Source organism: Candidatus Hydrogenedentota bacterium (assembly GCA_016791475.1).
GTDB lineage: Bacteria > Hydrogenedentota > Hydrogenedentia > Hydrogenedentales > JAEUWI01 > JAEUWI01.
Window position 1 is genome coordinate 11,809 of the sequence record JAEUWI010000066.1, and the last position, 13,244, is coordinate 25,052.

Below are 13,244 nucleotides of genomic sequence, written 5' to 3' on the forward strand. Positions count from 1 at the left end.
CTTCCCCGACTCCCGATATACTGTAGCAAAGTGGCATCGGGTCAATTCAGGAAGAAGTTAAGGGAAATCTCATGGGCAAATCTGCTGCCGTGTTCGTTGTCAAGGCTCTCTTGAGCGCGATTCCGGTGCTCTGCGCCCTGAGCGCACCCGCCGCGACCCTTACGGTTACCTCCACGGCTTCGGAAGGACCGGGAACGCTCCGCGAGGCCATCGAAACCTCCAACAGCAATGGCGAAGCGGATACCATCCTCTTCTCCCTGAGCCCGGGCGCCTCGATCGCGGTGGACAGTGTCCTGCCTCAGTTGACCGAGGGCGCCACAACCATCAACGGCGATCTCGCCGTTACACTCAGCGGCGAACTCCTGACCGGGGGCGAGATCGGCCTCATCATCGCCTCCCCCAACAACACCATCGAGAACCTCGCCATCGTGGACTTTCCCGCCGACGGCATCGCCATTGGCGGCGCAACGGCCACGGGCAATATCGTGCGGGGTTGCAACATCGGCAACGACGGCGCTACGGCGCGCAGCAACGGACGGGATGGCATCCGAATCAGTCTCGGAGCCTCGGACAACACCATCGGAGGCGACAGCCCCGCCGATCGCAACATCATCTCGGGCAATGGACGCCACGGTGTCTTCATCACGAGAGAACGGGGTCTGGTTGAGGAAGCCCTCGACAATCGCATCGGAGGCAATTACATCGGCACCGACGCATCGGGAACCCTCCCCCTGCCCAACGGCGACTGCGGGATTCGCCTCCAGGGCGGCGTGCGCGGCACCGCCATCGGCGGCCTCGACGCGGGCCAGGCCAACGTCATCTCCGGAAACGGAGTAGACGGCATTCGCATTTCCGACGACGGAGCCAGACTCAATCTCATTCAGGGAAACGCCATCGGCGTCAATGCGAGCGGAACCGAGGCCATTCCCAACCGGGTCGCCGGCGTGCGCATCGGGGCCGGCGCTTCCGCCAATCTTATCGGCGGCGCGGATGCCGGTGCGGGCAACATTATCTCGGGCAACGGGCGCGATGGCATCGCCATCCACGGGCCCGGCACGGACCTGAATGTCGTTCGGGCCAATTTCATCGGCCTCGACGCCTCCGGACAGGACCCCATCCCCAATGGGGCGCGGGGAATCGACATCACCTTCGGCGCATCGAATAACGCCGTGGGCGGTCCCGACTCGAACCAGCGCAATGTTATCTCCGGAAACGCCGGTGAGGGCATTCGCCTCCAGGGCGTCGCCACCACGGGCAACGTGATCCAGGGCAATTTCATCGGCCCCGATATCGACGGCGGCAGCCTGGAAAGCAATGCCGTCGGCATCCTGATCCGCCAGGGCGCAAACGCCAACCGCATCGGCGGCTCGGGCCCCGGCGAAGGCAACACCATTGCAAAGAACAGCGGTATCGGGATCGTCGTCGATGGCCCGGCAAGCCTCGGCAATCACATCAGCCATTCCACCTTCGAAGGCAACCGCCTCGAAGCTATTCGCCTGCTGAACGGCGGCAATGCCGAACTGGCCCGCCCCGTCATAACCGCACTCGCCCCCCTGGCCGGTGAGGCGATCGCCGCGGGAACCGTCGAGCTCTTCGCCGACGAGGAAAACGAAGGTGAAATCTTCATCACGGCCCTGGAAGTTGCGGGCGGCGCGTTTACCGCCGATGTCGACCTCCAGCCCTACCAGGGCATGAACCTCACCGCAACCCTGACCGACGCGGGCGGCAACACGTCTCCCTTCAGCCTCCCCGTAGCCATCCCGGACACGACCCCACCCGTCATTACGCTCAATGGCCCGGAGACCCTGAACCTCGAATGCGGAACGCCCTACCGGGAATTCGGCGCCACCGTGGAAGACAACGTGGACGGCGAGATTACCAGCCTCCTTCAAATCTCCGGCGGCGTGAATGAGGCGGCCCTCGGCGATTACTTCATCACCTACAGCGTTACCGACGCCAACGGCAACAACACCCAGCTCATACGAACCGTCACCGTCGAAGATTCCACCGCCCCGGTGCTCACGCTCGAAGACTCCCCCCGACTCTCCGTCGCCATCGGCGGCGCCTACATCGAACCCGGCGCCCTTGCCGATGACGTCTGCGAAGGCGCCCTGGACGGCAGCGTCGTCATTGGTGGCGACACCGTTGACCCCAATACGCCCGGGGAGTATCTCGTGACCTACACCGTCGAAGACAGCAGCGGCAATTCCGCCCAGCGCGTGCGGACCGTGACCGTCGTCAACGGGATTCCACCCCTCATCACCCTCAACGGCGATACCGAGGTTATCGTCGAGTGTACCGTCGGCTTCTTCGAAGATCCCGGCGCGACCGCGGAATCGGGCGGCTCCGGCGATCCCCTCGACGGCGTCGTCGTAGGCGGCGACGTGGTCGATATCACCCAGCGCGGCACCTATATCATCACCTACGACATCATCGAAGACAACGGCTTCGCCGAACTGCCCGCAACCCAGCTCCGCCGACGCGTCATCGTCGCGGATGAAGGTGCCCCCGGCATCATCATGAACGGGCCGGACGTCATAGAGCTCGAATGCGGCGACCTCCTCGAAGATCCCGGCGCCACCGGCGCCGACGACTGCGATGGCGAAACCACTGTGACCAAAACCATCACCGCCGCGGACGGAAAACGCTACAACAAGGAAATTGTCGAGCCCGGAGAGTTCACCATAACCTACGAGACCACGGACAGCAGCGGAAACTCCGCCGATGTCGTCACGCGGACCGTACTCGTCGGCGACAGCGAAGCGCCTGAGATGGACCTCGTCGGCCCCGAACGTATCACCGTCCTCGCCGGCACACCCGTCACCGACCTCGGCGCCATTGCCGAGGACCAGTGCGGGGGCGATCTGACGGAGTCGATCAATATCGGCGGCGACACCGTCGATACCAATACCCCCGGAGTCTATGAAGTCACCTTCGTCAGTGAAGACAACGCCGGAAATACCGCCCCCACCGTCGCCCGCGAAGTCGTCGTCCTCGATGAAGTCCAGGTCGACGCGGCGGAACTGAACGCCCCCGACCCCCTCGGAACCGCCGGACAGCCCTTCGGCCGCGTCCGCGACGCCCTTCTACTCGCCCTCGAACTCTTCGAAGAGGAACGCGAGATTGGCATCCGCCTCGCCGCGGGAAACTACGCCGAAACGGTCGAGTTCGCCCCCAACATCCGCATCGCGGGCGCAAATCCGGGCGCGCCTGAGTCCACCGTAATTGAACCCGACCCCGCCACCCTCGACGAGGTGGGCGCGGTCCTCCTGGACGCCACAGCCGGCGGCGCGCTTCAGGATCTCACCGTCCGAATGCCGGAAAACGGACCCGCCGACGGCGCAATCCTCGTGCGTGCCGACAGCGAAAGCCTTGTACTCGAGAATGTCGTCGTGGATGGGCGCGAGCCGGGCGCCAATCTGGGCGTTCAAATTTCCGGCCTCGAATCCTCGGCTTCGGTCCTCCAGAATTGCACCATCGAAAACGTAAGCTGCGGCGTCATGACCCAGGACACCGCCGTAAACATCACGGGCAACACCTTCCGGGGCATCGCGGGCGAAGCCATCCGGATTCTCGCGCCCGCCCTGAAAGGTGATGTTCTCGCACCCCTCCCCGTGCTGGGCGACGTCAACGACCTCGAAAATACCGGGTCGAATACCTTTGAAGCCACCGGCGGGAAATACATCGTCAACGAGTCGGGTCAGACCCTCAAGGCCGAGGCGAACGATTGGGGTACAGATGACTATTTTGCCATCGAGGCCGGCATGGAAGGTCCCGTAGATTTCACACCCTACCGCCTCACCTCCAACGCCACCCTGCTCACCGTAACCGTCGCCGTGGCCGTGGAGAACGAATCCACCCAGGCGCCCATCACCAACGCCACAGTGCGGGTACAGCCGCCCAATTTCCCCGACATCACGCAGAATGACAATGGCGTTTACGTGTTTCCCGCCCTTCCACCAACGGACTACACTTTCTTCGCCGCCGCAAACGGATTCGAAGAAAACTCGGCCGAAGTGCGCGATCCGCAGCTTATCGATGAAGCCACCATTCTCCTCTCGGCAAGCGACTCGACACCGCCCGATATCACCGTGCTGAACAACAATGACGGCGCCAATATCGTGAACTGCGCCTCAGGCCCTTATGCCGATCCAGGCGCAACCGCCGACGATAATATCGACGGCGCAGTCGACGTGGTGACAGCCGGCGCTGTTAACACCACTGTTCCAGGTGAATATGTGCTGACCTACACGGCAATCGACCTGGCGGGCAACGAGTCCGTGGCCCAGCGTACCGTTGTCGTGCTGGACAATTGCAGCGGTGAAGGTGAAGGTGAAGGTGAAGGTGAAGGTGAAGGTGAAGGTGAAGGTGAAGGTGAAGGTGAAGGTGAAGGTGAAGGTGAAGGTGAAGGCGAAGGCGAAGGCGAAGGCGAAGGCGAAGGCGAAGGCGAAGGTGAAGGTGAAGGTGAATTGAATCTGGACCAGATCGCCCAATTGTTGATTGACGCGTTTGTCGCCTCCGATACAAACGAGGATGACCTGCTGTCAATTGGTGAGGCCCGAGCGGCATATCCGCAGTTGACCGACGGCGATTTTGATACCTTGGATCTCAACGGCGACGGGTTCCTGTCGTTGGCCGAGTTGAACGCACAACTTGAGCCGGGAACGGGCTGTTGCGAAGCGGATAACACTTCCGCGAAGCTCCAGCATTACCTGGGAGATCTCTTCCTGATGGGTGTCGCGTTGATGACGCTGAGCGCCTGGACAGGCGTCACGAGGAAAAGCTGACCCTTAATATGAGACTATAAGCGACTGCCCGCGTTCGATCAGGATCGTCCGCGGGCAGTCTTTATAGTGTGTGCGTGAGCATTTCCCTTCAGTCCGCTGGACGGGATTGACGCGTGTGCTGAGTGGGTGTTGCAACGAAACGTTCCGCAGGCAAGAGGCCGCGGACAGGGGAATGCGCATGACCAGAAAGAAACTGATTGTCCTGGCGGTTGGACTTTTTTCGGCTATCCTGCCGGGCGTTGCCGCCTGGGCGGGGACCGGGAGTCCCGAAGTTGTCGTTTTGTCGCCGGTGAAAGACGGCACGCTTTACGAGAATCCCCAGGGCGCCACCGCGAATGGCGCGGGCGACTACGTGTTCGCGGGTCTGACGAACAATGGCGCGGCCCGCAGGGGCCTGGTCGCGTTTGACATCGCGGGCGCCATACCGGAAGGCTCCGAAATTACCGACGCGGTGTTGACGCTCAATCTCTCCCGAGTGGCCGTAGGCATCGAGGGAGGGCTCTCCATCCAACTGGAGCGAGTCGCTAGAGACTGGGGTGAGGGCGCATCCGACGCCGGTGAGCCGGGTGGCGCGGGAACGCTCGCCGTGGAGGGGGACGCCACCTGGATCCACACTTTTTTCGACTCAGAAAGCTGGGAGACGCCCGGTGGTGATCGGATCGGCGGCACCCTTGCTTCGGCTCAGGTGCTGGAGCTGGGGCCCTACTCGTGGACCGGTCCCGACTTCGTGGCCGAGGTTCAGGCATTGCTGGACGCACCCGCGGAGAACTTCGGGTGGTTCATCCTGGGTGATGAAAGCCAGAATGGCACCGCAAGTCGCTTTGATTCCAGGGAGCACCCGACGGAAGCCAATCGCCCGCAACTGACAATTACCTATATACCGCCGGCTGCGGGTGAAGGTGAAGGTGAAGGTGAAGGCGAAGGCGAAGGCGAAGGTGAAGGTGAAGGTGAAGGAGAAGGCGAAGGTGAAGGTGAAGGAGAAGGCGAAGGTGAAGGTGAAGGAGAAGGAGAAGGAGAAGGTGAAGGCGAAGGCGAAGGCGAAGGCGAAGGCGAAGGCGAAGGAGAAGGAGAAGGAGAAGGAGAAGGAGAAGGAGAAGGAGAAGGAGAAGGAGAAGGAGAAGGAGAAGGAGAAGGAGAAGATCCGCTCAAGGAAGCTGCTCAGTCGCTGTTGGATGGTTTCGACACAGCCGACGGTAACCATGACGGTCTCCTCTCATTCGAAGAGGCGCGACTCACCGTGGCGGGGCTGACCGAAGGGGAATTCCTCACACTCGATCTGAGCGGCAATGGCATGCTGAGCGAGGATGAACTGCGGGAGTATCTCGAAGTTCCCACAGGCTGCCTTGGCGGCGCCTTCGGCGATGCTTCCCGTAACCTGGCGGATATCTTCCTGATGCTTCTGGCGGCGCTGGGTCTCGCGCTCTGGCGTCAGGTCTGACACTGGGTTTGCCACTGGACAAAAAGAAAGCGGCCGGACACGTTGTCCGGCCGCTTTGTAACTCAAAATAATCGAAGCGTATTAGACGCCCTTCAGCTCGACGACGGCGCCGGCGGCTTCCAGTTCTTCCTTCAGCTTCTTGGCTTCGTCGGCGGAAACGCCTTCCTTCACAGCCTTCGGGCAGCCGTCGACGACGTCCTTGGCTTCCTTGAGGCCCAGGCCGCACATTTCCTTCACCAGCTTGATCACCGCGATCTTCTGGCTGCCGTGTTCCTTCAGGATCACGTCGAACTTGGTCGGGCCGGCGGCTTCGCCAGCGTCGTCGCCACCGCCGGCGGCGGGCATCACGCCCATCATCATGGGGGCGGCGGCCGTCACGCCGAACTTCTCTTCAAGGGCCTTCACCAGTTCGCTCAGTTCGAGAACGGTCAGTTCCGCGATGCTGTCGATGATCGTGTTCAACTTATCAGACATGGTCTGTTGTCTCCGTGTGTAATTTGATTTGTTTTCGTTAATGGGTTAGTGCGGGGACGTACCTGGGAATCAGGCGGCGTTCTCCCCGGCTTTTTTCTTTTCGATGGCGTCGATAACGCCCACGAGATTGCGCGGGACGGCATTGAGCACGCCGACGAAGTTGCGCAGCGGCGCGGCGATCGTTCCGACCACCTGGCCCAGAAGCTGCTCGCGCGAGGGCAGGCTCGCCAGGGCTTTGAGCTGTTCGCCGCTGACGGCTTTGCCGTTCAGCACGCCGCCCACCATGACCACCTTCGGGGACTTCTTCGCGAAGTCTTTCAGGATCTTGGCCGGGGCAACGGGATCGTTCGAGAAGGCCCACGCCGTCGGGCCGCTCATGTAATCCGCGGCGCCTTCGATGTTGAGCTCGTTGAGGGCGCGGCGGGCCAGGGTGTTCTTGTACACCTTGAACTCCACGCCCGCGGCGCGAAGCTGACTCCGAAGTTCCGTTACCTTCTCCACGTTGATACCCACGTACTGCGTGGCGATAGCGATCTGGTTCGCTTCAAGCCGCTCCTTCATTTCGGATACGGCAGCAATTTTTTCCGGTCTTGCCAAGAGAATTCACCTCCTTCCTGTGATAGATTCAATGCGTTTTCGCAACAAAAAAACCGTGTCGTCGTGGAAACAGACAACACGGGCGGAGAATCTCGGTTAAGAGCGTCACTCGTCCTCGGTCTCGGCAGGATATTTAAGGCCCGAAAGCCACCGGCTGTCTGCAACACGGAGTCGATGCGAATTTCAGAAGCGAAAGTATAGCAGAGAGCCGCCATACCGGTCAAACTCGAAACCACGCCCCTTTGTCTGGTCGGCTCCCCGGCTCCAGGATCCGCGACGTGGTGGTACGCCTCACCTCAACCTTTTTAGTATAATGAGGCGCTGAAGTCCACCGTAACTAAGACCTCCACACATGCTCATACGCGTTGAAATAGGCGGGCTGGCCATCTCCTCGGATCCGGAAGACAACCTCATTTCCTACGCCCTGGGCTCCTGTGTCGGTGTCGCCATGTACGATCCGGTCGCCAGAATCGGCGGATTGATTCACGCCAAATTGCCCATCGCACGGGATACCCGGCCCGAACTGTCCGGCGGGCCCGCAACCTGTGCCGATCTGGGCACTATGCGACTGCTTCAGGGGATGTACGAGGCCGGCGCGGTCAAGTCCAGGCTGCTGATCAGCCTCGCCGGGTGCGGAAATCCCGTCAAGACCATCACCCATGACATCGGGGCGCGAAATTACACCATCGTCCGCAAAGTGCTCTGGAAGAATGGACTGCTGGTCCACGCCGAGGACGTCGGCGGGGAAAAGCCGCGTACCATCACACTTCACCTCGGTACGGGCGAGGTGACCATCAGTTCGCTCGGGGAGACGGTGCGGATCGCGTGAAAAAGGCGGCCACTCCATCGGGAGGACCGCCCTGTAAACTCGTCACATTTCAGGGGAGTTCAGGGAAGGCCGAACTCGTCGCGCGTGGCCCCGGCCGCGTCAATCGCCTTGAACTTCAGGCCCGCTTCCGCCACGTCAATCACCCAGAAGTGGGCCGCTGCGGCCTCAACATTGTTGTACCAGCGTAACTGGGGATCGATCTCCCGGGGGTCCCGGCCGAAGCAGCCATCGCCCACGTAGACCGTGCCCTGCTCCGCCACCTGCCCGTTTCGGATGGGTTTCGTTCGCTTCATCACGTGGTCGTGGTGCTCCAGGCCGACGGTCAGGCCAAACTGGTCGAACAAGGGACCCCAGTGAACCCGGCCGAGGGCCGAACCCTCGCCATCATAGGGGCGGTGAGCCGGATAGAGGGGCACGTGGTAGGCCGCGAACTTGTACTTCACATCCTTGTGCGCGGCCATTTCCGCCGCCAGCCACTCCGTCTGTGCGCCCGCATGGGGGCGGAGGTGGCCGGAATCCAGCAGAAAGGCCACAAACAGATCCCCAATCTTGCGCGAATAGTAAATATCCGCGCCCTGGCGCCCGAAGAGGCTGATGTAGCCCGGCGCACGCAGCCCCAGATCCTCCGTATTGTAGCGGTTGGTCTCGTGATTGCCGATCGCGGTGATGATGGGGATCATGCGGCCGTCCGTCGTTACCATCAGCGTATCCCAGTTCTTCAGCCACGTGTCCCACGTGGCAAAACCGCCGATGAGGCCGTTCTCATAGGCAATGTCGCCACCGATCAGCGCAAAATCCGGGTCCTGCTTGCCCGCCAGTGTGAGCAGGGGAATCACCGCGCCTTCCACACCCATGTCGCCGCCGTTCACGAAGCGAAAGGGAGCCGTGCCGCCCGGAAGCGTGCGAAACTTCCGCGGCTTGGATGGACCGCCGACCTCGTCGCTGGTCATGAAGTGGTATACCGTTCCCGGCGTGAGATCTTTGAGAGCGGCCACATACACCATGCGTCGGTCGCTCAGTTCCATCGGGGTCTGGACATACTCCGCCTTGACATGGTGGGCATAGGCCGAGGCTTCCGCGCGCGCCTCCGTGTCGTAATAGACGTCCACGGACTCCGCCTCTTTGGGCAGAATGATATTGATATCGACAGAGGTCTCCGGGGCGCCCGAATACGTCAGGTAGGTGTGGAGCGGTTCGCCGTGCGACGCGCCCGCGGCCAGAAGCGCCAGGGCCAGCAGCGTGAGGCAGGCAAGATTTCGTATTGAATTCATGTTGTTGCAGCCTTTTATTTCCAGAAATTGCAGCCCGCCTGCCCAAGAACGTTCCAAGTGGGCAGAACAGCGTAAAGAGCGTATATTGCGCCATCGTAGCAACAAGTGGCGAAACAATCAACAGACGAACGCCGAATCTGGATTGAAGGACCACGGATAGCGGTTGACAGGAGGCGGAATTTCACTCCGATCCCATCGACGCCCTCAGGGGCGGGGAACCTTTCTCGACATTCTCTATTCGTCAGGGCGCCGGCTTGCCCCGAACAGCCTCCAGCAGGCCGTACCAGGCCTCCCTGCTCAATTCCACGCCGTCGGCCTTGCAGGCGTTGCGCAGCCGCTCCGGACTTGACGTTCCCACCACCGGCTGGATTCCCGCTGGATGGCGCAGCAGCCACGCCAGGGCGATGGCCTCGCGGGAGGTTCCCAGCGACTCCGCCAGGTCCCCAATCATCGCGGCGACCGCCCTCACGGGAGCGGGGGCATCGTCCGCGGGCTCGAAAATCTGACCCCGGGCCACCGGTGTCCAGGCCTGCACCCGCAGGTCATGGAGCCGACAATAATCCAGCGTACCCGTCGTCGCAGCGTAGGTGTATCCCGTCTGGTTGATGCCGATGCCCTCGGAAATCAAGTGGTGATGGAGCAGGCTGATCTCCAGTTGGTTCACCACCAGCGGCTGCGCCACACTGCGCTGCAGCAGTGTCACCTGACTCGCGCTGAAATTGCTCACGCCGAAATAACGCACCTTGCCCGACCCGTGCAGCGCCTCAAAAGCCCGGGCCACTTCGTCCGGCTCCATCAGCGGATCCGGGCGGTGCAGCAGGAGGATGTCCAACTGCTCAATCCCCAGACGCCCCAGGATCGCCTCCGCAGAGCCAACGATGTGGTCGTGACTGAAGTCGTATCGCCCCGGCGTGCCCGCTTCGGGCGTATCCGGGAAGCGAATGCCGCACTTGGACTGGATCACGATGCGCTCGCGCAAACCGGGCAGCGCCCGCAGCACCTCGGCGAATACCTCCTCGGATTTTCCCCGCGCATAGATGTCCGCATGGTCGAAGAAGTTAATCCCTGCCTCCACCGCAATCGAAACTAGATCAATGGCCCGCTTCACCTCCCCATCGCCAAAGGGCGCGCTGTCCCAGCTTCCGCCCAGAGCCATGCAGCCATAGGCGATGCGGGAGACTTCGAGGTCCGTGTTGGCCAGATGATACGTTTTCATGCAAGGTTCCTTCGCATACGCCCAAGGATAAGAGGAGGAAGATCCGAAGTATCTGAACGTGGCGCGCAGCATAGAAAAAGGGAAGTTGATGCGGAAGCACGCCGGGCCAGAACTGAATACATCGGACCGTTTTATCTGTGTGTATCTGAGTTAATCTGTGGGAAAAGGCTCTTGGTTGTGGTCGATCGTTGCTTCAGGGCCGCATTTCAATTCGCGGGCGCCGCCTTCGTAAACCGCACCAGATCGATATCGCCGATACCACCCGACTCGCCGTCCTTATCCATGACGATCTTCATCGGCAGTACGCCCGGCTCAAGTGCGATCGTCGTTGCGGTGACCGTCTTCAGCTTATCCCAGCCGCCTGTGTCGGGAATGGCAATCGGACCGGTCACATCTGCGCCATCGATCTCGATGTGGAAGGTGCCGCCCGCCTTATTCGACGCCACGGGGATCTCCAGCGCATAGGCGCCCGCTTCTTTCACTTCCACCGTGTACAACACCCACTCGCCCTCGCGCACCCAGCCTATCCCGTGGCCATTGGACGCATCCGGTCGCTTTTCAATGTCCACCTCGGTCTCGCCGCGATAGGCCACGCCCTGATTTTGGGGGTCCACATCGTGATAGGCCACGCCGGCCGCGCCTTCGTCGTAGTGCTCCGCCTCCACCACGCCGGGGATGGTCTGGGGTGTCCCGCCAAAGGGCTTCGACGCCCCCGCTTTTTCCTCTTTCGCCTGGGCACCCAGAACAACCATCGCCAGCACAGCGGCCAACACATAGGGACTCTTCTTCAACATAGTCGCAACTCCCGCGCTTTCGGTGAACAACAGCATCCACGCTACCCATGAATCTCGAGTATACGTTCTTGCGCTCATCTCGGACAAGGAGCGACCAACAGCGCCCTCGAAACGCGAAGCGACGATCCCGCAGGACCGCCGCTCCGCATCACTTCGTCCCTCTGTGACGATGCTATCTCTGCTTTTCCGCCTTCCGCTGGTTCAGAAGCTCGTGGTAGCCCGTCAGGTCTTCCAGACGAAGCAACACAAGGTATTCAATGGCGAATACGTCTTCCTTCAGCCCCGTCGATCGCATTACCGGCACCTGTTGATCAAGCTTTTCGAAGCGCAGCGTGTGCGTGCCCGGCGCAAGATCGTAGGCGTCGAGCTGGTGCCATGCGAACCCGCCGCCTTCCACCGCCATCACGATGGGAAGGCCGATCTTCTTGCCGTCCAGCACCGCCTGATAGACGGCGCTGTCCGGATTATCCTGAAACATGCCGCTGAGTTGATATCGGCCCGCCTCGGTAACGGAAAAGTCGACTTCAAAAAAGCCCGTCGGCTCCGCCGTGATGTACTGTTTGCCCACCTCGGAGGGGAGCACCCGGCCCTTCTCATCCGAGCGGTGCGTCAGTTCGCTCACCGGAATCACGCGGTACGGCGCAATGCGTTTGTCCACGGGGGGCAGCGCCTCCCCCAGGGTCACGGGGGGATATTGATACCAGAAGCCCACCGAGCTCACCCAGTCCGGGCGTTCATTCGAGCGGCTCAGGGTCGCATCTTCGATGGGAGCGGTTTCATCCACCGCGCTGCCCCGGTGCTCGATGGTCACCTTGATGGATTCCTTGAATGCGATGGGATCCATGATGTGCCAGCGATAGGCTGATACCCGGTCGCCCGGATAGGTGCCCTCATACAGGCTCACGCCGTGAAACGGCGCGTTGAATTCCCGGAAGCCCCACGCGTCATTGAAGTAGTCCTCCGTGCCCGTGCCCTTGAGCTGGGGCGTCTCGGAACCGTCGATGTAGATGAAATCATCGCCCTCGCCGAACCAGCCCAGCTCCACCTGTTGCGCGGAATAGACGGTGCCGACATAGAGGCCCGTGCCCTGGGTCTCCATAATCGTATAGTGTCCCTTCGCCGCCGGCATGGACTGGCGGTATTCGGCGTGGAAATACTGCGTGTCTTCTGGAAGCTTCTCGTGCTTCTGCCAGTCAACATAAAAGTAAAAGTCGGCCACGGGGTAGACCGGCGACTCGTTTGTGACGGTGACCTTGATGTGCTTATGAAAGGGGATTCGCCAGTAGCAGGAGCGGGAAAGGCCCCCGGCCGACACCACCACGGGCATGGAGGTAAAGGACTTGTTCGCCCCGTGGCCCACGCCAAAGAAATCGCCCAGCGGCGATTGTACGCTGGGCTGCTCGTTGCCGTCGTAATAAATCCGCAGGACCACCGAGCGCCCCGCGAAAGGATCGAAGGCGGCGATCGTATTCCAGATGTGGGTAATGACGCCCGGACCCTCCGCATCCAGCAGCACCAGCGTTTCCCCCGGCGGTATCTCCCGTGAATCTCCATTGCTCCCCAGCTCCTCCGCCGAACTGCTCGTCCGCATGGACGTGAATTCCTGGCGTCGGGTCAAGTCGTCCAGCGCCCCCCCGAAATTCCCCTGCGCCAGCGCGGACGATACCGCGAAAACTACACTCAGAATGACCCAGCGACCCATGGCGTGACGTGCTCCTTCGAAAATTCTGGTTGAGAGAGTCCCCTGTGAAAAGTGTAGTTTAGGCGGGCCGGTTAAGGCAAGAATACCGGGCATACGCCTTTCCAATGACGCGGGATGTAAGTGAACGCGCCCAACG

Annotated in this window: 9 protein-coding genes; 3 read left to right on the forward strand and 6 right to left on the reverse strand. The window is 61.3% G+C overall.

The genetic code is table 11. The features are described 5' to 3' along the window. Positions 1 to 71 precede the first annotated feature (71 nt). Together JNK74_24495 and JNK74_24500 are read left to right on the forward strand one after the other, a co-directional pair. Positions 72 to 4,787, forward strand: coding sequence for a DUF5011 domain-containing protein (locus tag JNK74_24495; GenBank protein MBL7649350.1), 4,716 nt, complete (start codon positions 72 to 74; stop codon positions 4,785 to 4,787). Positions 4,788 to 4,965: 178 nt separating this feature from the next. After that, positions 4,966 to 6,225 (forward strand): EF-hand domain-containing protein, encoded by a 1,260-nt coding sequence (locus JNK74_24500; protein ID MBL7649351.1) that lies wholly within the window; start codon positions 4,966 to 4,968, stop codon positions 6,223 to 6,225. A gap of 81 nt (positions 6,226 to 6,306) precedes the next feature. Here the strand turns inward: JNK74_24500 and rplL are convergent, their stop codons facing one another. Together rplL and rplJ are read right to left on the reverse strand one after the other, a co-directional pair. Further along, positions 6,307 to 6,699, reverse strand: a complete 393-nt coding sequence (gene rplL, locus JNK74_24505) for a 50S ribosomal protein L7/L12 (protein MBL7649352.1) — start codon at positions 6,697 to 6,699, stop codon at positions 6,307 to 6,309. Between the two features lie 69 nt (positions 6,700 to 6,768). Next, positions 6,769 to 7,296 (reverse strand): 50S ribosomal protein L10, encoded by a 528-nt coding sequence (gene rplJ / locus JNK74_24510; GenBank protein MBL7649353.1) that lies wholly within the window; start codon positions 7,294 to 7,296, stop codon positions 6,769 to 6,771. A 352-nt stretch (positions 7,297 to 7,648) separates the two neighbouring features. Between rplJ and JNK74_24515 the strand changes: the two genes are divergently transcribed. Continuing rightward, complete coding sequence (locus tag JNK74_24515) at positions 7,649 to 8,125, forward strand: chemotaxis protein CheD (protein ID MBL7649354.1); 477 nt, start codon at positions 7,649 to 7,651, stop codon at positions 8,123 to 8,125. Between the two features lie 59 nt (positions 8,126 to 8,184). Here the strand turns inward: JNK74_24515 and JNK74_24520 are convergent, their stop codons facing one another. The 4 genes from JNK74_24520 to JNK74_24535 form a co-directional block, all read right to left on the reverse strand. Next, positions 8,185 to 9,396: a metallophosphoesterase family protein gene (locus JNK74_24520; GenBank protein MBL7649355.1), complete on the reverse strand. Its 1,212-nt coding sequence runs from the start codon at positions 9,394 to 9,396 to the stop codon at positions 8,185 to 8,187. A gap of 241 nt (positions 9,397 to 9,637) precedes the next feature. Then, positions 9,638 to 10,612 (reverse strand): aldo/keto reductase, encoded by a 975-nt coding sequence (locus JNK74_24525; protein MBL7649356.1) that lies wholly within the window; start codon positions 10,610 to 10,612, stop codon positions 9,638 to 9,640. Between the two features lie 206 nt (positions 10,613 to 10,818). Further along, positions 10,819 to 11,406, reverse strand: a complete 588-nt coding sequence (locus tag JNK74_24530; GenBank protein MBL7649357.1) for a carbohydrate-binding protein — start codon at positions 11,404 to 11,406, stop codon at positions 10,819 to 10,821. A gap of 172 nt (positions 11,407 to 11,578) precedes the next feature. Further along, positions 11,579 to 13,108 carry a DUF2961 domain-containing protein gene (locus JNK74_24535; GenBank protein MBL7649358.1) on the reverse strand — a complete coding sequence of 510 codons (1,530 nt, stop codon included), beginning with the start codon at positions 13,106 to 13,108 and terminating at the stop codon, positions 11,579 to 11,581. Positions 13,109 to 13,244 lie beyond the last annotated feature (136 nt).

Bases quoted from the DNA above. Each gene is read 5' to 3' on its own strand.
- JNK74_24535 (MBL7649358.1), bottom strand. From the start codon at position 13,108: ATGGGTCGCTGGGTCATTCTGAGTGTAGTTTTCGCGGTATCGTCCGCG.
- JNK74_24530 (MBL7649357.1), bottom strand. From the start codon at position 11,406: ATGTTGAAGAAGAGTCCCTATGTGTTGGCCGCTGTGCTGGCGATGGTT.
- JNK74_24495 (MBL7649350.1), top strand. From the start codon at position 72: ATGGGCAAATCTGCTGCCGTGTTCGTTGTCAAGGCTCTCTTGAGCGCG.
- JNK74_24525 (MBL7649356.1), bottom strand. From the start codon at position 10,612: ATGAAAACGTATCATCTGGCCAACACGGACCTCGAAGTCTCCCGCATC.
- JNK74_24500 (MBL7649351.1), top strand. From the start codon at position 4,966: ATGACCAGAAAGAAACTGATTGTCCTGGCGGTTGGACTTTTTTCGGCT.
- JNK74_24520 (MBL7649355.1), bottom strand. From the start codon at position 9,396: ATGAATTCAATACGAAATCTTGCCTGCCTCACGCTGCTGGCCCTGGCG.
- rplL (MBL7649352.1), bottom strand. From the start codon at position 6,699: ATGTCTGATAAGTTGAACACGATCATCGACAGCATCGCGGAACTGACC.
- JNK74_24515 (MBL7649354.1), top strand. From the start codon at position 7,649: ATGCTCATACGCGTTGAAATAGGCGGGCTGGCCATCTCCTCGGATCCG.